General features: G+C 43.8%; 14 protein-coding genes and 1 other annotated feature. Of the genes, 9 read left to right on the top strand and 5 right to left on the bottom strand.

Going from position 1 to position 18,983, the window contains the following annotated elements:
* Positions 1-86: 86 nt before the first annotated feature.
* Together CAG57_RS08900 and gltB are read right to left on the bottom strand one after the other, a co-directional pair.
* Positions 87-1,556, bottom strand: a complete 1,470-nt coding sequence (locus CAG57_RS08900) for a glutamate synthase subunit beta (protein WP_161428554.1) — start codon at positions 1,554-1,556, stop codon at positions 87-89.
* A complete protein-coding gene (gltB, locus tag CAG57_RS08895) occupies positions 1,557-6,098 on the bottom strand; it encodes a glutamate synthase large subunit (RefSeq protein ID WP_161428553.1) in 4,542 nt (1,513 codons plus the stop codon). It lies immediately after the preceding gene.
* A gap of 720 nt (positions 6,099-6,818) precedes the next feature.
* Between gltB and CAG57_RS08890 the strand changes: the two genes are divergently transcribed.
* From CAG57_RS08890 to CAG57_RS08880, 3 genes are all read left to right on the top strand, one after another.
* On the top strand, positions 6,819-7,745 hold the full coding sequence (locus CAG57_RS08890; protein WP_161428183.1) for a TIGR01212 family radical SAM protein: 927 nt from the start codon (positions 6,819-6,821) through the stop codon (positions 7,743-7,745).
* 171 nt (positions 7,746-7,916) lie between these two features.
* Complete coding sequence (gene arcB, locus CAG57_RS08885) at positions 7,917-10,265, top strand: aerobic respiration two-component sensor histidine kinase ArcB (protein ID WP_161428184.1); 2,349 nt, start codon at positions 7,917-7,919, stop codon at positions 10,263-10,265.
* Between the two features lies 1 nt (position 10,266).
* Positions 10,267-10,734: a hypothetical protein gene (locus tag CAG57_RS08880; protein ID WP_161428185.1), complete on the top strand. Its 468-nt coding sequence runs from the start codon at positions 10,267-10,269 to the stop codon at positions 10,732-10,734.
* Positions 10,735-10,818: 84 nt separating this feature from the next.
* Here the strand turns inward: CAG57_RS08880 and arcA are convergent, their stop codons facing one another.
* Entirely contained in the window at positions 10,819-11,535 is a 717-nt protein-coding gene (gene arcA / locus CAG57_RS08875; protein ID WP_099611838.1) for a two-component system response regulator ArcA, read from the bottom strand.
* 313 nt (positions 11,536-11,848) lie between these two features.
* On the opposite strand from arcA, the gene CAG57_RS08870 reads away from it, so the two are divergent.
* Complete coding sequence (locus CAG57_RS08870; RefSeq protein WP_161428186.1) at positions 11,849-12,232, top strand: DUF3293 domain-containing protein; 384 nt, start codon at positions 11,849-11,851, stop codon at positions 12,230-12,232.
* Positions 12,233-12,316: 84 nt separating this feature from the next.
* Complete coding sequence (locus tag CAG57_RS08865) at positions 12,317-12,802, top strand: putative 4-hydroxy-4-methyl-2-oxoglutarate aldolase (RefSeq protein WP_161428187.1); 486 nt, start codon at positions 12,317-12,319, stop codon at positions 12,800-12,802.
* Here CAG57_RS08865 and CAG57_RS08860 read toward each other — a convergent pair.
* Complete coding sequence (locus tag CAG57_RS08860) at positions 12,799-13,260, bottom strand: hypothetical protein (RefSeq protein ID WP_099611841.1); 462 nt, start codon at positions 13,258-13,260, stop codon at positions 12,799-12,801. The genes CAG57_RS08865 and CAG57_RS08860 overlap by 4 nt on opposite strands.
* Positions 13,261-13,412: 152 nt before the next feature.
* On the opposite strand from CAG57_RS08860, the gene thrL reads away from it, so the two are divergent.
* The 4 genes from thrL (at position 13,413) to thrC (ending at position 18,421) form a co-directional block, all read left to right on the top strand.
* The gene (thrL, locus tag CAG57_RS08855) at positions 13,413-13,625 is read left to right on the top strand and encodes a thr operon leader peptide (RefSeq protein WP_161433874.1); all 213 of its coding nucleotides are present in this window, start codon (positions 13,413-13,415) and stop codon (positions 13,623-13,625) included.
* Positions 13,563-13,679 (top strand) — a sequence feature (Thr leader region). (Overlaps the previous gene by 63 nt.)
* A 30-nt stretch (positions 13,680-13,709) precedes the next feature.
* The gene (gene thrA / locus CAG57_RS08850; protein WP_161427201.1) at positions 13,710-16,169 is read left to right on the top strand and encodes a bifunctional aspartate kinase/homoserine dehydrogenase I; all 2,460 of its coding nucleotides are present in this window, start codon (positions 13,710-13,712) and stop codon (positions 16,167-16,169) included.
* Positions 16,170-16,187: 18 nt separating this feature from the next.
* The gene (gene thrB, locus CAG57_RS08845) at positions 16,188-17,144 is read left to right on the top strand and encodes a homoserine kinase (RefSeq protein ID WP_099612030.1); all 957 of its coding nucleotides are present in this window, start codon (positions 16,188-16,190) and stop codon (positions 17,142-17,144) included.
* The gene (thrC, locus tag CAG57_RS08840) at positions 17,141-18,421 is read left to right on the top strand and encodes a threonine synthase (RefSeq protein ID WP_161427200.1); all 1,281 of its coding nucleotides are present in this window, start codon (positions 17,141-17,143) and stop codon (positions 18,419-18,421) included. Before thrB ends, thrC begins: the two co-directional genes overlap by 4 nt.
* Before the next feature lie 109 nt (positions 18,422-18,530).
* Here the strand turns inward: thrC and grcA are convergent, their stop codons facing one another.
* A complete protein-coding gene (gene grcA, locus CAG57_RS08835) occupies positions 18,531-18,908 on the bottom strand; it encodes an autonomous glycyl radical cofactor GrcA (RefSeq protein ID WP_099611845.1) in 378 nt (125 codons plus the stop codon).
* Between the last annotated feature and the right edge of the window lie 75 nt (positions 18,909-18,983).

Below are 18,983 nucleotides of genomic sequence, written 5' to 3'. Positions count from 1 at the left end.
GCTAACGTTAACGTTAGCCAAGCTAGAAAGGATGAACAGGAAAGCGACGAACCCACTGCGATATTAAGTGCAGTGGGAAGGCTTGATTAAGCAGAGAGCATTAATGAATCGGCTTTTGCTTCAAGGTGAGTATTTCCCATCAGAAAGGCGTCCACTGCTCTAGCAGACTCTCGCCCCTCATTAATACAACGAACCACTAACGATTGCCCGGTACGCATATCTCCGGCGGCAAATACGCCTTTTTGGTTCGTTGCAAAATCTTGAGTGGCGACGTTTCCGCGCTCATCAAGCTTGATATCAAGTTGAGCAAGCACACCTTGCGGTTCTGGGTGAAGAAAGCCCATGGCAAGGAAAGCCATATCACAAGGAATGACCCGTTCACTTCCCGCCACCTCACTAAACTCTGGGCGTTGACCGGAAGCGGCGTCTTGCCAAACAATATCTGCAATGCGTAAGGCAGTCACTTCACCTTTATCGTTACCGATAAACTCTTTAGTGAGAATATTCCAATGACGCTCACACCCTTCTTCATGCGAAGTGGAGGTGCGAAGAATCATCGGATATTGCGGCCAAGGCATATTAGCAGGACGCTTTTCTGGTGGCATCGGCATGATTTCTACTTGGGTAATGCTTGCAGCCCCATGACGATTAGAGGTACCAACACAGTCAGAGCCAGTATCACCGCCACCAATCACCACCACATGTTTCCCTTTAGCATGAATCTCTTCACCTTTTAGATCCATGTTGTTTGCTCGACGGTTATTTTGCGCGAGAAATTGCATTGCAAAATAAACGCCCTTTAGTTCACGGCCAGGGATTGGAAGATCACGAGGAACGGTTGAACCTCCAGTCAGTAAGATAGCATCAAACTCTTGACGTAATTGCTGAGCATTGATGTCGATACCGACGTGAGTATTGACGACAAATTGAACGCCAGCCTCCGCCATGAGATCAATTTTTCGATCGATGACCGCCATACTTAGCTTAAAGTCAGGAATACCAAAACGCAGTAACCCACCGACTTTTTCATCTCGTTCATAAACCGTAACTTGGTGGCCCGCACTATTGAGTTGCTCTGCAGCAGCCAGTCCAGCAGGACCAGAACCAATAATGGCGACTTTTTTCCCCGTTCGTGAACGTGGTGTTTTCGGTTTGGCATAGCCTGCTTGATACGCTCGTTCAACGATGGTTTTTTCGATATTACAAATGGTGATCGGATCTTGGTTAATACCGAGTACGCACGAAGTTTCACAAGGAGCGGGGCAAACTCGCCCGGTAAATTCGGGAAAGTTATTGGTTGAACTTAAGATTTGCCAAGCCTCTTCCCAACTATCTCGATAAACCGCATCATTGAATTCAGGAATGATGTTACCAATCGGGCATCCGCTATGGCAAAATGGTACCCCACAATCCATGCAGCGTGCTGCTTGCTGATTAATTTTATTTCCAAATTCTTGATTCAGAACGAATTCATGGTTGTTTTTGATCCGCTCTGCCGGGTCGATTTTTTTTGGCAGTTCACGACCAAACTCTAAAAATCCAGTTGCTTTTCCCATTTACATAGCCTCCGCTTCTTCCGTTGTCGCTGCGGCTTCCTGACGTTTTTGAAGGACGGCCTTATAGTCTCTTGGCATTACTTTAGCGATTGAGGCTAAGTGGTGTTCAAAATCGTTTAGGAACGTTTTTGCCACTTCACTTCCTGTGAATTGGACATGTTTAGTGAGCATATCTTTTAATAACGCTTTGTCTTCTGGTTCAATCGGATCGAGATCCACCAACTCTGAGTTGAGTTTTTGATGGAAATCCCCCGTTTTATCCCAGACGTAGGCGATACCACCACTCATTCCCGCGGCAAAGTTCCGACCGGTTGAGCCTAAGATAATCGCAATCCCTCCCGTCATGTATTCACAACCGTGATCACCAACGCCTTCGACAACAACTCTTGCACCAGAATTTCGGACACAGAAGCGTTCACCGGCTAAGCCTCGGATGAATGATTCACCAGAGGTTGCTCCATAAAAGCAGACGTTGCCGACTACAATATTATCTTGAGCTGTGATGGTTGCTGCACGGTTTGGATAGAGAACTAAAGTACCGCCAGATAGCCCTTTACCCCAATAGTCGTTCGCATCACCTTCCACCTCAAAATGGACCCCTTTCGCTAGGAATGCACCAAAAGATTGTCCGGCACTGCCATTAAACTTCACGTGCATCGGTTGAGGTAGCCCTTGGTCTTGGTACACTTTTGAAATTTCATTTGACAGCATTGTGCCAGTACTGCGATCGGTATTAATGATCGGGAATTGCGCGTTGACTGGCAGACCTTGTTCAAGTGCGGGCTTGGCGATTTCGATTAATTGACGATCCAGAACATGCGCTAGCTGATGATTTTGTGCCGTTTGACAATAGATACCATCGGTTTCTCGTGGTGGTTCAAAGTGTAATAAGGTCGATAGATCGAGGTTTTTGTATTTCCAATGGCCAATATCATCACGGACTTTCAATTTTTGTACTTGACCGACCATTTCATCAATGGTGCGGAAGCCAAGTTCAGCCATAATTTCGCGTAAACCTTGCACCATATATTGGAAGAAGGTAACAACATCTTCAACACGACCATCAAAACGTTCACGGAGTGTTTTGTTTTGCGTAGCTATCCCAACAGGGCAGGTGTTTTTATGGCACTTACGCATCATGATACACCCTTCAACGACAAGCGCAGCGGTTGCAACACCCCATTCCTCTGCACCAAGTAGCGTGGCGATAGCGATATCGCGCGGCGTTTTCATCTGCCCATCGGCTTGTACCACGATACGGTTACGTAAGCCATTTTTCAGTAGTGTTTGGTGGGTTTCTGCTAAACCCAGTTCCCAAGGTAGCCCTGTATGGCGAATCGATGAAATCGGCGATGCGCCAGTTCCACCGTCATGACCGGCAATCAGCACCACATCCGCTTTGGCTTTAGCAACCCCAGAAGCAATAGTACCAACTCCCGCTTCTGATACCAATTTGACATTAACGCGGCCTTTACGGTTAGCGTTCTTTAAGTCAAAGATCAATTGAGCCAAATCTTCAATAGAATAAATGTCGTGGTGTGGTGGTGGTGATATAAGGCCGACTCCAGGCGTCGAGTGACGAGTCGCTCCGATCCAATCATCGACTTTATCACCTGGCAGCTGTCCCCCTTCACCGGGTTTCGCTCCTTGCGCCATTTTTATCTGAATTTCATCAGCGTTGGTTAGGTAGTAAGAGGTGACACCGAAACGACCAGAAGCGACCTGCTTGATGGCAGAGCGTTCCCAGTCACCATTTTCTTTACGAATAAAACGAGCGGGATCTTCTCCCCCTTCACCAGAGTTCGATTTTGCACCTAACCGGTTCATCGCAACAGCGAGGGTTGAGTGAGCTTCATGAGAGATAGAACCAAATGACATCGCGCCAGTTGCAAAGCGTTTTACAATGTTTTCAATCGGTTCGACTTCATCAATGGGAATAGAACCGGCCGGATTTTTAATATAATCCAGTTGGCTACGCAGCGTGACAGCTTTGTCGCCTTGGCTATCTACGGCTGCCGCATACTGTTTAAATTGCTGATAGTCTTTATTGCGGGTTGCCTGCTGAAGCAGATGAATGGTTTCAGGATTAAATAGGTGCTTTTCTCCTCGTTGTTTCCATTGGTAAATACCACCGACATCGAGCATTTGCAGCGGGATGTCACGAATTGGATAACCAATGCGATGACGAACAACAACTTCTTTGGCAATGTCATCTAGTGTTAGGCCTTGAATACGAGTAATGGTGCCGGTGAAGTATTTATCGACAACGGCTTTACTGATCCCTAAGGCTTCAAAAATTTGTGCGCCGTGGTAGGACTGTAGGGTTGAAATGCCCATTTTAGAGAAAATCTTCAGTAGGCCAGCGTTGATTCCCTTACGATAGTTTTCGAAGTATTTCTCGAGTGGGAGATCGGCATTGAGTTTATTACGACGCTGCAGATCAACGATGGTTTCTACTACTAAGTACGGGTTGACCGCATTTGCACCATAACCAACTAAGGTCGCAAAATGGTGCGTTTCGCGTGCGTCTCCAGTCTCTACCACGATGCCACATTTAGAGCGTAATCCCTTTCGAATCAAGTGATGATGAACAGCACCAACTGCTAGCATGGCCGGGATAGCCGCGTGGTTTGAGTTAACGGCACGATCCGTTAGCAAAATGATCGAGTAACCATCAATCACGGCATCTTCTGCATATTGACAGATACGTTTTAGTGCACGTTCTAGTTTGCCGGGTTCTTCGCTGGCTTGGAACACAATATCTAGCGTTTTGGCTTGTAGGTGTTCATTATCGATTGCTCGCAGTTTTTCTAATTCTGCATTGGAGATCACGGGGGATTCCAGTTCCACCTTACGACAGTGAACGGGTGATTCCGCTAATAAGTTTTGATCACGGCCGATGTAGGTGTTGAGTGACATCACCATTCGTTCACGAATTGGATCAATCGGTGGGTTAGTCACCTGAGCAAATAACTGCTTAAAGTAATTAGCAAGATGTTGTGATTGATGAGAAAGCACCGCAACGGGCCAGTCAGCACCCATAGAGCCTAAAGGCTCGTAACCTGTTTCAGCCAGTGTACAGATAATATCGTTTGCTTCTTCACTGCTAACCCCAAAGGCTTGTTGACGGTGCAGTAGGCGCTCTGGTGATGGTTGGCTATGGACGTTATCCGCATCGGGCAGTTTTTTTAGACTGAGTAAGTTTTCTTCGACCCATTGTTCATAAGGTTGCGCGTGGGCAATACCCTCTTTCACTTCCTCGTCAGAGATAATACGGCCTTGTTCAAGATCAGCGACAAAAATACGTCCCGGCTGTAAACGACCACGATATTCGACATTGGCCGGGTCAATTTCGACTACACCTGATTCTGAAGCCATGATCAAAAAATCGTCTTTAGTTACGGTATAACGAGAAGGACGTAGACCATTTCTATCGAGTGTTGCGCCGACTTGCACCCCATCGGTAAAGCAAACCGATGCTGGGCCATCCCAAGGTTCCATGATATTGGCGTGGTATTGATAAAACGCACGGCGTTTCGGGTCCATGGCTTTATTTTCCTGCCATGCTTCTGGGATCATCATCATCAGCGCATGAGGTAAACTGCGACCTGAAAGTACCAGTAGCTCTAAGACCATATCAAAGTTAGCCGAGTCGGATGCGCCTTCTTGACAAATTGGCAGCAACATATCGATCTCGTTTTGGGTAAAGAGGTTCGATTGAAGAATCGCTTCTCGTGCTTTCATCCAGTTTAAGTTTCCGCGTACGGTATTAATTTCACCGTTGTGTGCAATATAGCGGAAAGGTTGTGCGAGACGCCATCTAGGGAACGTGTTGGTAGAAAAGCGCGAGTGGACCAAAGCGAGCGCTGTCACCATGGTTGGATTTTGTAAATCGAGAAAGTATTGTGGAACTTGTTCGGTGGTGAGCTGGCCTTTGTAGACCAAGGTTTTATAAGAAAGTGAGTTGATGTAAAAATCATCACCAATATTTGAGACGCTTTCTAAACAAACCCGAACAGTATAATTACGCAGGACATAAAGTTTACGCTCTAGCTCTTCTGGTGTAGCGCCAGGGCCTGCTGAGATAAAGACATGTTCAAATTGTGGCTCGGTAGTTAATGGGTCAGCCCCTAGCATTGAATTGTCGGTGGGTAGAACGCGATAACCGAGTACATCGAGATCGAGGCGTTTAGCATTGCGTTCAAGAATATCTCGACATTGCGCACGTTTGTGCTCATCTTTAGGAAACAGAACCACACCGACGCCATACTTTTCAAACGAAGGTAGTTTGATGCCAAGTTTAACGGCTTCCTCTAATAAAAATTCATGGGGTTTTTGCAGCAAAATACCTGCACCATCACCACTACATGGGTCACAACCTTGACCGCCGCGATGTTCCATCCGCGCTAGCATATCCAGAGCTTGAGTGACAACGTGGTGTGATTTACGGTTCTTTAGGTGAGCAACAAAACCAATACCGCAAGCGTCATGCTCTAGTTCTGGCGTGTATAGACCTTGCGAACTTTGCTCTCTATCTACCATAGATACATCCTTCCAGTTGAAACGGACACAAACAAGCCAAGGCTAGCCCCAGCATTGTATCCAATCCTTATTATTATCCATTAAATTAACCCGTGCAGGTTAATTCGCTTCCTTTCCGTCTCTCACAGGAATTATTTTGTGAGAAAAACAATCCTTAGTGATATCCCTGTTATCTGGCCACATTTATAGTGGATTATATAGGTAGGGGTGGGGTATCACCGATGTTTGTTAATGTGGTTTGTAATAAAACAAACAAAAATCATTAAGAAACTGTAAGTATCCTACAATTTTGTTGCACGTAAATGCAATGAAAAATTCGGTCTTTTTCGCTCTTTTTATGCGGTCAATAATATTGAATTTAACATTTTAATTACACTTTCAGCTAACGCTTCGATTAATGAGGATTTATTGATTTTGATTAGCACACTATTTGTAACCTGCCTTTATTATGGTCATTTATTTGCGTAATTAAATTACGCTGAGTACCAAGCAAGTGTCTTATACCCTTCCAACTTGAAGCTGCAGGGGTATTGGCTACGTTCGTTCACCCCAATCACATAGCCTGTCTATGCTGATGGGGATGATGAGAGCCATCTGTGGTTCTCACCAAAGGCCAGCCTACGGCTATTCAAATTTGTTCCAGACAAATTTGTCACTCACTTGCCGCTTACCAGCAACTCGAAGTTGTTTGGGTATAGCGTATTTTAATCAGGTATTTATATGCAATTGCATGAATTGGTCAATACACTGGGGCAAGATCTCCAGCGGCGCTATGGAGAGAAAGTACATAAGCTGACTCTTCATGGGGGATTTAGTTGTCCCAATCGGGATGGCACGATTGGGCGAGGAGGCTGTACTTTTTGTAATGTGGCCTCGTTTGTAGATGAACAGGCTCAAATACAAAGCATTGAAGCACAGTTAAAAGATCGTGCGGTAGAGATTCGACGCGCGAAGAAATATTTGGCGTATTTTCAAGCCTATACCAGTACCTACGCTGAAGTTCAGGTTTTGAAAACGATGTATCAACAGGCACTTGAAGCTGCGGATATAGTTGGCTTATGTGTTGGAACTCGTCCTGATTGCGTACCTGATGCGGTACTTGATTTATTGCATGAATATGTACAGCAGGGGTTTGAAATTTGGTTAGAGTTAGGGTTACAGACGGCGCACGATCAAACTCTCAAACGGATTAACCGTGGGCATGATTTTGCCTGCTATGCAGAGATCACCCAGCGGGCAAGGGCTTTGGGAATTAAAGTCTGTACCCATTTAATTGTTGGCTTACCAAAAGAAGGACGAACGGATAATGTTGCAACGTTAAAGCAGGTCGTGGATGTAGGAACCGATGGGATAAAACTGCATAGTTTACACATTGTTGAAGGCAGTACCATGGCGAAAGCTTGGCGTGCTGGGAAACTGGAAGCGCCCTCCTTGGAAAGCTATGTCGCGATCGCCAGTGAACTGATCCGCTTAACACCGCCTGAAGTGGTGTACCACCGCGTTTCTTCTGCCGCACGTCGTCCGACGTTACTTTCGCCATTGTGGTGTGAAAACCGCTGGTTAGCGATGACAGAGATTGGCCGAGCATTGGATCGTGACGGTGCTCAAGGTTCATTGATTGGGCGGCCTTTCCACTTCCAACGGTAAGAATAGTTGCGGATTATCACGCAATAAACTGTTATCTTTTCACTGCTTCTTGCACGAATAGGCTGACGTTTTCATAGAATGAACGAAAGCCTCTTATCCTATCCTTTGTTTGCAAGATATCGCCTTAAGAAACCCGTTAGACTAACGCCAATCTTTGCCGTGGAACTTGTAATGAAACAGATTAAGAATTTAGCTCAATACTATGTCGATCTACTGGTTAAATTGGGAATTTTACGTTTCTCCATTCTATTAGCTTTAGCATTAGTCGCATTGGCTGTTGTGGTTCAAGTTGGGATCACTCTGGTGCTAAAAGGTTTTGTTGATGATATTGATATCATTCGCTCTATTTTCTTTGGGTTAGTGATCACCCCATGGGCCGTTTATTTTTTGTCAGTGGTGGTTGACCAATTAGAAGAGTCTCGTCAACGGCTCTCGAAGCTCGTGTCTAAATTGAAAGATATGCGTGCTCGCGATCAAGAACTTAATCAGCAACTTCAAAAAAATATTGTCAAACTTAATCAAGAAATCGAAGAGCGGATCAAAGCGGAAGAAGCTCGTGAAGAAGCCATGCTGGATTTGGAAAATGAAGTCTATCAAAGAGAGAAAACACAATTAGAATTGGCTGAACGAACGGCTTTACTGAGATCTTTCATTGATGCCTCTCCTGATTTGATCTACTACCGTAATGCTCAATGTCAGTTTTCTGGCTGTAACCGAGCGATGGAAGAGTTGACAGGTAAACGTGAACACGAGCTAGTAGGCTTAACGCCTTGGGATGTCTATCGTAAGGAGATCGCACAATCGATTGTAGAAACTGATCAACAAGTGTTTAACCATAATCGAGCCATCACTTATGAGCAATGGCTTGAGTATCCTGATGGACGTAAGAGTTATTTCGAATTACGTAAAGTGCCTTTTTATAGTAAAGATGGTCGTCATTTAGGGCTAGTAGGATTTGGCCGTGACATCACGGAACGCAAACGGCATGAAGAGTCATTAGAAAAAGCCAGTAGAGATAAAACGACTTTTATTTCGACCATCAGCCATGAGTTAAGAACGCCACTCAATGGTATTGTGGGTTTAAGTCGTATGTTGCTGGATACGCCACTGCGAGAAGAGCAGCGTAAACATATGCAGACTATTCATGTCAGCGCCATTACCTTGGGTAATATCTTCAATGATATTATTGATATGGATAAATTTGATCGCCGCAAACTAGAGCTGTTTCCTGAACCACTTAATTTTGAAGAATTTGTGGCTGAAATGGAAAGCCTATCGGCATTAATGGCAGAACAAAAAGGTTTGCGCTTTGATTTAGAACGTATGACGGAACTCCCTGCGTGGATTGAAGTTGATAGCACCCGTTTACGTCAGGTACTTTGGAACTTGATGAGTAATGCAGTGAAATTTACTAAGGAAGGGGGGGTAATCTTAAGTGTTAGTGCTGAGATTGAAGAACAGCACGCTAACATTACGATGGAAATTGAAGATACCGGTATTGGTATTCCAGATCCAGAATTAGATAAAATTTTTGCCATGTATTATCAAGTTAAATCGGGCAAGGACAATCTTCATGCGGTTGGTACCGGGATTGGTTTAGCCGTTTCTCGTCAGCTTATTAATCTGATGGGGGGAGATATTAGTGTGAGTAGCGAAGAGGGATTTGGCAGTACTTTTACCGCCACGATCCGAGTGCCGATCATTGCTCCGCCAGTGTGTCATCTTCTACAACCAGAGCAACAGCGTTCACTCAATATCTTTATGGTCGAAGATATAGAACTGAATGTGACAGTTGCGCGCTCCCTATTAGAAAGCCTTGGTCATCGTGTAACGGTTGCTATGACAGGTGCAGACGCGAAAGCCATGTTTAAGCCAGAGCGGTTTGATTTAGTTTTTCTGGACATTCAATTACCAGATATGACAGGGTTTGATATTGTTGAGTATTATCGGCAAACATATTCATCGCTTCCTCCAATTGTGGCACTCACAGCCAATGTACTAAAAGACAAACAAGAATATTTACGAAAAGGGATGGATGGGGCACTGAGTAAGCCACTTTCAGTTCAAGCGGTTCAAGAGATCATCGCTAAAGTTGTGATGCGGCAGCCGATTGCTGAAGATAAACAAGCAACGGTAGCGCTAGAGTTATCACAAGTGAATCAAGATCTGTATAGCCGTCTGTTGGATCTAAGTATGTTAGACTCTTACATCGGCATTGTTGGAACTGAGCCGATGTTAGAAAGTATTCAAATGTTAGAAGAGATGATGCCCAGTTATTTAGAGGTGTTAGATTCTAACATGGTGGCGAAAGATCAAGCAGGAATTGTCTCTGAAGCGCATAAAATTAAAGGTGCTGCAGGTTCAATAGGCCTAAAAAGAATTCAGAGTGTTGCGCAGAAAGCGCAGTCTCCAGAAGCGCCCGCTTGGTGGGAAAATATTACCGATTGGGTGGATGAAATAAAAAATGAGTATCTCAACGATATTAAACTTCTTAAACAGTGGTTAGCGCAAAGGAAATAATATGAAAAAAATAGCCTTACTTCTTTTTGCTTGTTTACTGTCAGCCTGCTCATCCTCGCCCGATGTGAATTGGCAGCACAGTAATGCTGGCATTTTTTCTCAAACAGCGATTCAACTCAAGAGTAACCTTTGGACTGATCAAATGCCTAAAGTGGCAGATGACCAAAATACGACCAACCAGAGTACAACGGATAGTTTAAACGGTACGCTCGTGTTGCAAACATCGGGTCAATTACCTGCAGATTTAACCATACTGATGCTGGTTATTAGACAAGATGAGCTGATGTGGTCAATCCCAGCTTCAGAGCTAGAATTGCGTACACCGAGTGACCATGTTTGGGAGATCGTTTTTCAAAGTTCACTTGGGTTAGATGCTGATCGTTCGGTGAGTGTGGCACTGGGAGTACGTGATAACAGCGGTGACACTTGGCTCGTTGAGCATCAAGTGGTTATCGATAAAGTCTACTAATAGGTCACGCTTTAATGCTGGGTAAAACTAAAAAGCCTCGATTGATGATCGAGGCTTTTGGTATCTAAGATAAGAGGCTTTTATTTATTCTGTAATATCACCACAGAAGCGGTAACCTTCACCATGAATCGTCGCAATAATTTCTGGTGTACCAGACACTGATTCAAAGTGTTTTCGGATACGGCGGATGGTGACATCGACTGTACGATCATGCGGTTTTAGTTCGCGGCCGGTCATTTTCTTCAATAGATCAGCGCGTGTTTGGATCTTGCCTGGATTTTCACAGAAATGGAGCAATGCTCTAAATTCTGAACGAGGGAGCTTGTAGCTATCACCAGTTGGGCTAACGAGAGAGCGGCTATTAATATCTAATACCCAACCATTGAATTGATAAGACTCAACAGACCGTTTCTCTTCGTGGGTTGAGTTTGTATTCATGGAACGACTGAGTAAATTTCGTGCCCGAATCGTCAGTTCACGTGGATTAAAAGGCTTAGTGATATAATCATCAGCGCCAATTTCTAGTCCTAAAATCTTGTCGACTTCGTTGTCTCGGCCAGTTAAGAACATCAGTGCTACATCTGCTTGCTCACGAAGTTCACGAGCGAGAAGTAAACCATTCTTACCTGGTAAATTGATATCCATAATCACCAAGTTAATTGGATTATCGGACAGTACATGGTGCATCTCTTCACCGTTACTGGCTTCAAAAACAGCGTATCCCTCTGCTTCAAAAATGCTCTTTAGAGTGTTACGAGTCACTTGCTCGTCTTCAACGATAAGAATCTGCGGGGTTTGCATTGGCGGTACCTAAACTTGTGAAAAAAATGTGCTAATAGAATGTATTCTAGGCAAAAACATCACATATGAGTAATTTTATGTTGATAATAAACCCAAGCTTGTAAAAAATAATCGCTTTGAGTGCCCGCCATCCTTGGATATCTCTGATCCGTTAGTTCCGTTACTTCAAGGGATTCTACTAGGCTTTGGGCGGATTCTATAATGTTAACAGCATGCTAACAACGGCCAAATGTTAATTCCAAGCACTTTGTTGATTTATATCAAGAGTTGCAATGTAACAGATATGAATATTAATAACGAGTTGTAAAGTTTGATGATTGATAACAAGCTATGGCAAGCCTATACACAAGTGGCATTCCGTTTTTCATCACGTCCTGTAAAACAAGAATTTGTCGTGATTACGGCATGGAACCCGCAGAGTTTGCGCTTGTCAGATAATGAGAATCGGAAAAATAATCAGCGTTTACAGCACGATCTGATCGGTTATGATTGGGTAGACGTGCTGGTTGGAGATAATGGATTTAGCTGGTATGAAGAGAGTTTTGCGGTATGTTTGCCATTAGCGGAAGCTAAAAAACTCGCCGTGAAATATGCTCAAAATGCCATTTACTATGTTGTTAACGATGAGCTAACCCTGCACTCTTGTGTGAGTCGTCAAATATTATGTCTAGGGTCATTATCAGAAAAGCGAACATAATAAATGGCATGGATACCTTGAGCCCGACAATTTGGTTGTAATAAGGGAGCTTGGACGAAGCCCGATGAGAATCATGGAGGAATAATGAAAGATATAACACCGGATCTATGTGATAAATATGCGTCACAAATGACTTTACTTGAACTACCATTACAGAATTTTGGTATGCGCAGTGCTTTTTGGGGGCAAATTGTTACCGTTCGTTGCTATCACGATAACTCTAAAATTAAAGAAGTATTAAGCCAACCAGGGCAAGGTAAAGTTTTAGTGGTTGACGGTCATGGCTCCTGTCAAAAAGCATTGATGGGAGATCAAGTCTCGATTATGGCGATAGACAACGGTTGGGAAGGCGTGGTGATTTATGGTGCAGTGCGAGATGTGGTTCAAATGTCTCAAATGGATTTAGGAGTAAAAGCGTTAGGCACATCACCTTTTCGACCAGAAAAAAAGGGGGTAGGGGAAGTCAATGTGACGTTAACCATTCAAAACCAAATGATTTTACCTGGTGATTACCTCTACGCAGACTGGAATGGCATTTTATGTTCTAAAGAGGCATTCGCGATTAATTAAAATCGAAAGCCGATGCCAACTTCAATACCTTGTTGCCATTCTTGATAATCAAGAGTGGCATGCAGATCCATGTTGTCAGATAAGCGTAAGCGGCTAGATAATTCTGCAGAAATGCTTTCATTGCGCCGATTTTCTTCATCTACGGTTGTGGATGAATAGAAGGTACTTTTGAATAAAACTCGCTCATTGACTTTGTAACTTACGCCACTAAGAAAGCCGTTCTTTCCTCCATTTATGGAAGAGTTAATTCTAGCACCGACATATAAGTCCACGTTACGAAAAATGTTATAAGCATAACCACTGTCGATAACCCAACTGTCAAATGCCTGGCTATTTGGCTCACTGCTGATAAATAAAGAGTGTGCAGAATCGATCTGTTCTGACGGCAAAGAAGGTAAAGAGGCTGCTGATACACTGGTGGTGAGGCATAAACAAAATAGCGCGAGCCGCTGATTCATTCTTCTCTCCTCCTTGGCCTATTTCCTAAATCCTAGTGGTTTGATGATTAGGGTCACAAAGTATAATTTAAGCACAAAATGAAACAGGTTACCGCTAAAAAATGTGAAATAGCCATAGAGTTATCATTTTGGCGATGAAAAAGGGGATTTTGATGGTTGACGATTTATCACCAAGAGAAATCCCTCTGTTTTTATCGGATGAAAATAAAAAAAAGTATTTTTTCGTTGACTCATTCATCCTAAATGGGGTAAACGTAGAGGCAGACAATAAACGAGTTTTTAATTATTTTATGAATAACCGCAGCTTAGTAGTAGTGACCACCACCATTATTACCGACATTACGCATGTTGGGGCAGGCTGCTGAGCGTAAAAATTCAAAAAAAAGGCCTGTATCCCAACCGATACAGGCCTTTTTTTATACCTATTTTTGATCAATTTGGAGGAAGGGATGCGAGTATTAAAGTTTGGTGGTTCATCGTTAGCGGATGCTGACCGCGTATTAAGAGTTGCCGACATTATTGTGAATAATGCCCAGCAAGAAGAGGTTTCCGTCGTGCTATCAGCGCCGGGTAAAACGACCAATAAATTGATTGCTGTGATCGATACTGCGCTACGTGATGGAGATGCGGAAAGACAACTTATTGAATTAGAAGAGTCTTTTAAAATATTGCTCAATGATATTCAAGTTCAATTAGTTAACATTGATGCTACTGACTACATTGAGCAAGTGGCTCGTTCAATGGCGCAATTACGTCAGTTTGTGCACGGTATTCGTTTATTAGGCATGTGCCCTGATCATGTCAATGCGCGTATTATTAGCAAAGGCGAACGTATTTCTATCCAATTAATGAAAGCCGTGATACAAGCCAAAGGATTATCGGTGAATTTAATTGATCCGGTACAGTATTTATTTGCTAAAGGCGATTACCTTGAAGCGATGGTAGATGTTGAAGTTTCCACGCAAAACTTCAAGCAAGCTCCGCTCCCGGAAAAGCATGTCCATATTATGCCTGGTTTTACCGCGGGTAATCGCAATGGTGAGCTGGTTTGTTTAGGCCGCAATGGTTCAGATTATTCTGCAGCTGTACTAGCGGCATGTTTGCGAGCTGATTGCTGTGAGATCTGGACAGACGTTGATGGGGTTTATAACTGTGACCCACGTTTGGTGAGTGATGCTCGTCTACTTAAATCTCTTAGCTACCAAGAAGCGATGGAACTTTCTTATTTTGGTGCTTCAGTTCTTCATCCCAAAACTATCGCTCCGATCGCTCAATTCCAAATCCCTTGCCTAATTAAAAACAGTTTTAACCCCCAGGGTGCAGGCACCTTGATTGGTCAAGATACAGGCGAAGATAAGCTTGCAATCAAAGGGATCACAACGCTAAATAACCTAACGATGGTTAACGTCTCAGGCCCGGGGATGAAAGGAATGGTTGGGATGGCAAGCCGTATCTTTGGTGCCATGTCGTCAGCCGGTGTTTCCATCGTCTTAATTACACAATCTTCGTCTGAATATAGCATCAGTTTTTGTATTGAAGCTGACGATAAAGCGCTCGCTAAGCAAGCGTTAAGCGAAGCTTTTGAGTTGGAACTTAAAGATGGATTATTAGAGCCTGTTGAATTTATGAACGATCTCTCCATTATCACTTTAGTGGGAGATGGTATGCGTACTTCACGTGGTGTCGCCTCGCAGTTTTTCTCTTCATTAACGGAAGCTCATGTCAATATTGTCGCGATTGCTCAAGGTTCTTCTGAACGTGCTATTTCGGCTGTGATTCCTGAAGATAAAGTGGCTCCTGCGATTAAAGCCTGTCATGAGAATTTATTTAATTCAAAGCATTTCTTGGATCTGTTTGTTGTTGGCTTAGGTGGCGTCGGCGGTGAGTTGGTCGATCAAATTCATCGTCAACAAATGAAGTTGGCTGAAAAAGGTATTGTGATTCGCGTGTGTGGCTTAGCCAATAGTCAAGGTTTATTACTTGATGGTAACGGCCTTCCTTTAGAGCATTGGCGCGATAGAATGAATGCGGCAACGGAAGGGTTCTCATTAGCGAGTTTAACGGCATTGGTGCAACGTAACCATATCATTAATCCGGTTTTGGTTGATTGTACGTCAAGTGAAGAGATTGCTAGCCAGTATGCTAATTTCCTCGCTGCAGGTTTTCATGTTGTGACGCCGAATAAAAAAGCCAACACCGCAAGCATGGCGTATTATCAACAATTACGAGATGTGGCCAGACACTCTCGTCGTAAATTAATGTATGAGACCACAGTCGGAGCAGGGTTACCTGTCATTGAAAACTTGCAAAACTTGATTGCCGCGGGTGATGAATTAGAGAAATTTAATGGTATTTTATCGGGGTCATTGTCTTTTATTTTTGGCCAATTAGATGAAGGGTTAACTTTAAGTCAAGCGACCGCGCTTGCTAAAGAAAAAGGCTTTACTGAGCCCGATCCTCGTGATGATCTTTCTGGAATGGATGTGGCGCGTAAGCTTCTTATTCTTGCTCGTGAAGCGGGTATGAAGCTTGAGTTATCGGATGTGAAAGTTGAGCAGGCATTACCACCGGGCTTTGATGCATCAGGGACTGTTGAAGAGTTTATGGCGCGCTTGCCTCAAGCGGATGAGTATTTTTCTACTTTGGTTGAACAAGCAGCGCAGCAAGGTAAAGTGTTACGCTATGTGGGAGAAATCGCTGACGGTGAATGCCGAGTTCGTATCGCTATGGTCGATGAAAATGATCCAATGTTTAAAGTCAAAGATGGGGAAAATGCATTGGCTTTTTATAGCCGTTATTATCAGCCTATTCCACTCGTATTGCGTGGCTATGGCGCGGGCACTGAAGTAACTGCAGCAGGCGTTTTTGCGGACGTAATGCGAACTTTAGGTTGGAAATTAGGGGTTTAATGCATGAATTCAAGTGATATGAGTGTGGTCGTTTATGCGCCAGCATCTATTGGTAACGTTAGTGTTGGATTTGATGTTTTAGGGGCAGCGGTCTCACCGATTGATGGAACCTTACTCGGGGATCGAGTGTTAGTGGAAAAAGGGAATTGCCCTTTTTCACTGGAAACCTCGGGGCGTTTTGTCAGTAAATTACCGTCCGATCCTAAAGAGAATATTGTATACGACTGTTGGTGTGTATTTGCACGTGAGCTAGATAAAAAGCAAGTGGTACTCAAGCCGCTTACGATGACGCTAGAGAAAAATATGCCGATAGGTTCAGGACTCGGCTCTAGTGCCTGTTCTATCGTGGCCGCCCTAGATGCATTAAATCGGTTTCATGGACAGCCATTAAATGAAACCGAATTACTGGCTTTAATGGGCGAAATGGAAGGTAAGATCTCAGGGGGAATTCACTACGACAATGTGGCTCCCTGTTATTTAGGTGGCTTGCAGTTAATGTTGGAAGAATTAGGCATTATTAGCCAACCAGTCCCCGGATTTGATCAGTGGTATTGGGTGATGGCTTATCCAGGGATAAAAGTCTCAACAGCCGAAGCACGAGCGATTTTACCTTCTCAATATCGTCGGCAAGATATGATCGCGCATGGCCGATATTTAGCTGGGTTTATCCATGCTTGCCATACTCAACAACCTGAATTAGCAGCAAAAATGATCAAAGACGTGATCGCTGAACCCTATCGTGAGAAACTATTGCCCGGTTTTGCTCAAGCTCGCCAATATGCTGCGTCTGCGGGTGCTCTTGCGACCGGGATTTCAGGAAGTGGGCCTACGTTGTTTAGTGTCTGCAAAGAAAAAGAAGTGGCAGAGCGCGTTGCTGGCTGGCTTGAACAAAATTACGTACAAAATGAAGATGGATTCGTGCACATTTGTCGTCTCGACAAGCAGGGGTCGAAAGTGACAGGAAGTGAATTATGAAGCTGTACAATATAAAAGAAAATGATCAACAAGTATCGTTTGGTCAAGCAGTACGCCAAGGATTAGGGCGAAATCAAGGTTTATTCTTTCCAGCAGAATTACCAAAATTTGAGGACATTGACGCTCTACTCGCTGAGGATTTTATTTCTCGTAGCAGTAAAATTTTGTCGGCTCTGATTGGTGATGAACTTACGGCAGAGCAAGTAAAGCAATTAGTTAGCAATGCATTTCAATTCCCCGCCCCCATTAAAGCTGTTAAAGATGGCGTTTACGCGTTGGAACTTTTTCATGGCCCGACACTCGCGTTTAAAGATTTTGGTGGTCGTTTTATGGCTCAGTCATTGGCAGCGGTATCTGACGGTGGAAAAATCACTATTTTAACTGCAACATCAGGCGATACTGGAGCTGCGGTTGCGCATGCTTTTTATGGTATGCCTGATATTGATGTGGTGATTTTATACCCAAAAGGGAAAATTAGCCCACTGCAAGAAAAGCTATTTTGTACCTTAGGTCAAAATATTCATACGGTTGCGGTTAATGGTGATTTTGATGCTTGCCAGGCACTTGTTAAACAAGCTTTTGATGATGCTGAACTGCGTGAGCAAATCGGGTTGAACTCGGCCAACTCGATCAATATCAGTCGTTTAATGGCGCAAATTTGTTACTACTTTGAAGCGGCAGCGCAAATGAGCCAACAAGAGCGCGAAAACTTGGTGGTGAGTGTACCGAGTGGTAACTTCGGTAACTTAACCGCAGGTTTGTTGGCTAAAGCACTTGGGTTACCAATTAAACGCTTTATTGCTGCCACGAATGCAAATGATACCGTGCCTCGTTATTTAGAGACAGGGTGTTGGGAGCCGAAACCGACCATTGCGACGACCTCAAATGCAATGGATGTTAGCCAACCCAATAACTGGCCACGTATTGAAGAACTTTGTCGTTTGAAAGGCTGGGGATTAGAAACCTTAGGTAAAGGCGCTGTATTGGATAAGCAGAGTGCCGAATCAGTGAAAGAACTGAATCAACTGGGCTATCTGTGTGAACCACATGGTGCGATAGCCTATCGCGTATTAAACGAACAGTTAAAAGCGGGAGAAACGGGGCTATTTTTGTGTACAGCTCATCCGGCTAAATTTAAAGAAGTGGTGGATGAGATCCTCAATACCGATATTGAACTTCCCGCCCCATTAGCAAAACACGCCGCCATGGAACTTCTCTCTGTTGAGTTAGATAATGATTTTGCTGCTTTGAGAGCTTTATTGGTAAAATTACCATAATTTAAAGTTATTATTGTGGTCGATATAAAAAGCGGTGCTGATCAGCACCGCTTTTTTTAGCTATTTGATCCAGCACCGAATTTACAATTGGTGTGGAATTTTCTGAAAATTAGAGTGATTCAGTAAAAGTACGTGCAATAACGTCGCGCTGTTGTTCTGGGGTTAGCGAGTTAAAACGTACGGCATACCCTGAAACACGAATGGTAAGTTGTGGGTATTTTTCTGGATGTGCAACCGCATCTTCTAGTGTTTCACGTTTTAGCACATTTACGTTGAGGTGTTGCCCGCCTTCAATACGAGGCGCAGCTTCAATGGCGACTTCACGGCTTTCATAATCACCAAACTCGCTGATAGCAACAACTTGATCGGCTTCGTAGCCAGTGAGTGCAGCGACACAACGCGCTTCATTTTTTTCACTGTCGATTAGCCAAATTGAGTTAAGTAAGTCATCATTAGCTGCTTTCGTGATTTGGATACCTTGGATCATTACTGTCTCCTTGCCCACTGAATGTGGTGTTATTGGTGTTAATTTTCAAAACTTGTTGAGTTAGGTATTATATAT

The sequence above is a fragment of the Vibrio sp. V30_P3S12P165 genome, from assembly GCF_009904905.1.
GTDB lineage: Bacteria > Pseudomonadota > Gammaproteobacteria > Enterobacterales > Vibrionaceae > Vibrio > Vibrio fujianensis.
The sequence above is the reverse complement of the archived record's forward strand: the minus strand, read 5'-3'. Positions and strand labels throughout refer to the sequence as shown.

Excerpts from the sequence above, each read along its gene's own strand:
- CAG57_RS08900 (WP_161428554.1), bottom strand. The coding sequence starts at position 1,556 with ATGGGAAAAGCAACTGGATTTTTAGAGTTTGGTCGTGAACTGCCAAAA.
- gltB (WP_161428553.1), bottom strand. The coding sequence starts at position 6,098 with ATGGTAGATAGAGAGCAAAGTTCGCAAGGTCTATACACGCCAGAACTA.
- CAG57_RS08890 (WP_161428183.1), top strand. The coding sequence starts at position 6,819 with ATGCAATTGCATGAATTGGTCAATACACTGGGGCAAGATCTCCAGCGG.
- arcB (WP_161428184.1), top strand. The coding sequence starts at position 7,917 with ATGAAACAGATTAAGAATTTAGCTCAATACTATGTCGATCTACTGGTT.
- CAG57_RS08880 (WP_161428185.1), top strand. The coding sequence starts at position 10,267 with ATGAAAAAAATAGCCTTACTTCTTTTTGCTTGTTTACTGTCAGCCTGC.
- arcA (WP_099611838.1), bottom strand. The coding sequence starts at position 11,535 with ATGCAAACCCCGCAGATTCTTATCGTTGAAGACGAGCAAGTGACTCGT.
- CAG57_RS08870 (WP_161428186.1), top strand. The coding sequence starts at position 11,849 with ATGATTGATAACAAGCTATGGCAAGCCTATACACAAGTGGCATTCCGT.
- CAG57_RS08865 (WP_161428187.1), top strand. The coding sequence starts at position 12,317 with ATGAAAGATATAACACCGGATCTATGTGATAAATATGCGTCACAAATG.
- CAG57_RS08860 (WP_099611841.1), bottom strand. The coding sequence starts at position 13,260 with ATGAATCAGCGGCTCGCGCTATTTTGTTTATGCCTCACCACCAGTGTA.
- thrL (WP_161433874.1), top strand. The coding sequence starts at position 13,413 with ATGGTTGACGATTTATCACCAAGAGAAATCCCTCTGTTTTTATCGGAT.
- thrA (WP_161427201.1), top strand. The coding sequence starts at position 13,710 with ATGCGAGTATTAAAGTTTGGTGGTTCATCGTTAGCGGATGCTGACCGC.
- thrB (WP_099612030.1), top strand. The coding sequence starts at position 16,188 with ATGAGTGTGGTCGTTTATGCGCCAGCATCTATTGGTAACGTTAGTGTT.
- thrC (WP_161427200.1), top strand. The coding sequence starts at position 17,141 with ATGAAGCTGTACAATATAAAAGAAAATGATCAACAAGTATCGTTTGGT.
- grcA (WP_099611845.1), bottom strand. The coding sequence starts at position 18,908 with ATGATCCAAGGTATCCAAATCACGAAAGCAGCTAATGATGACTTACTT.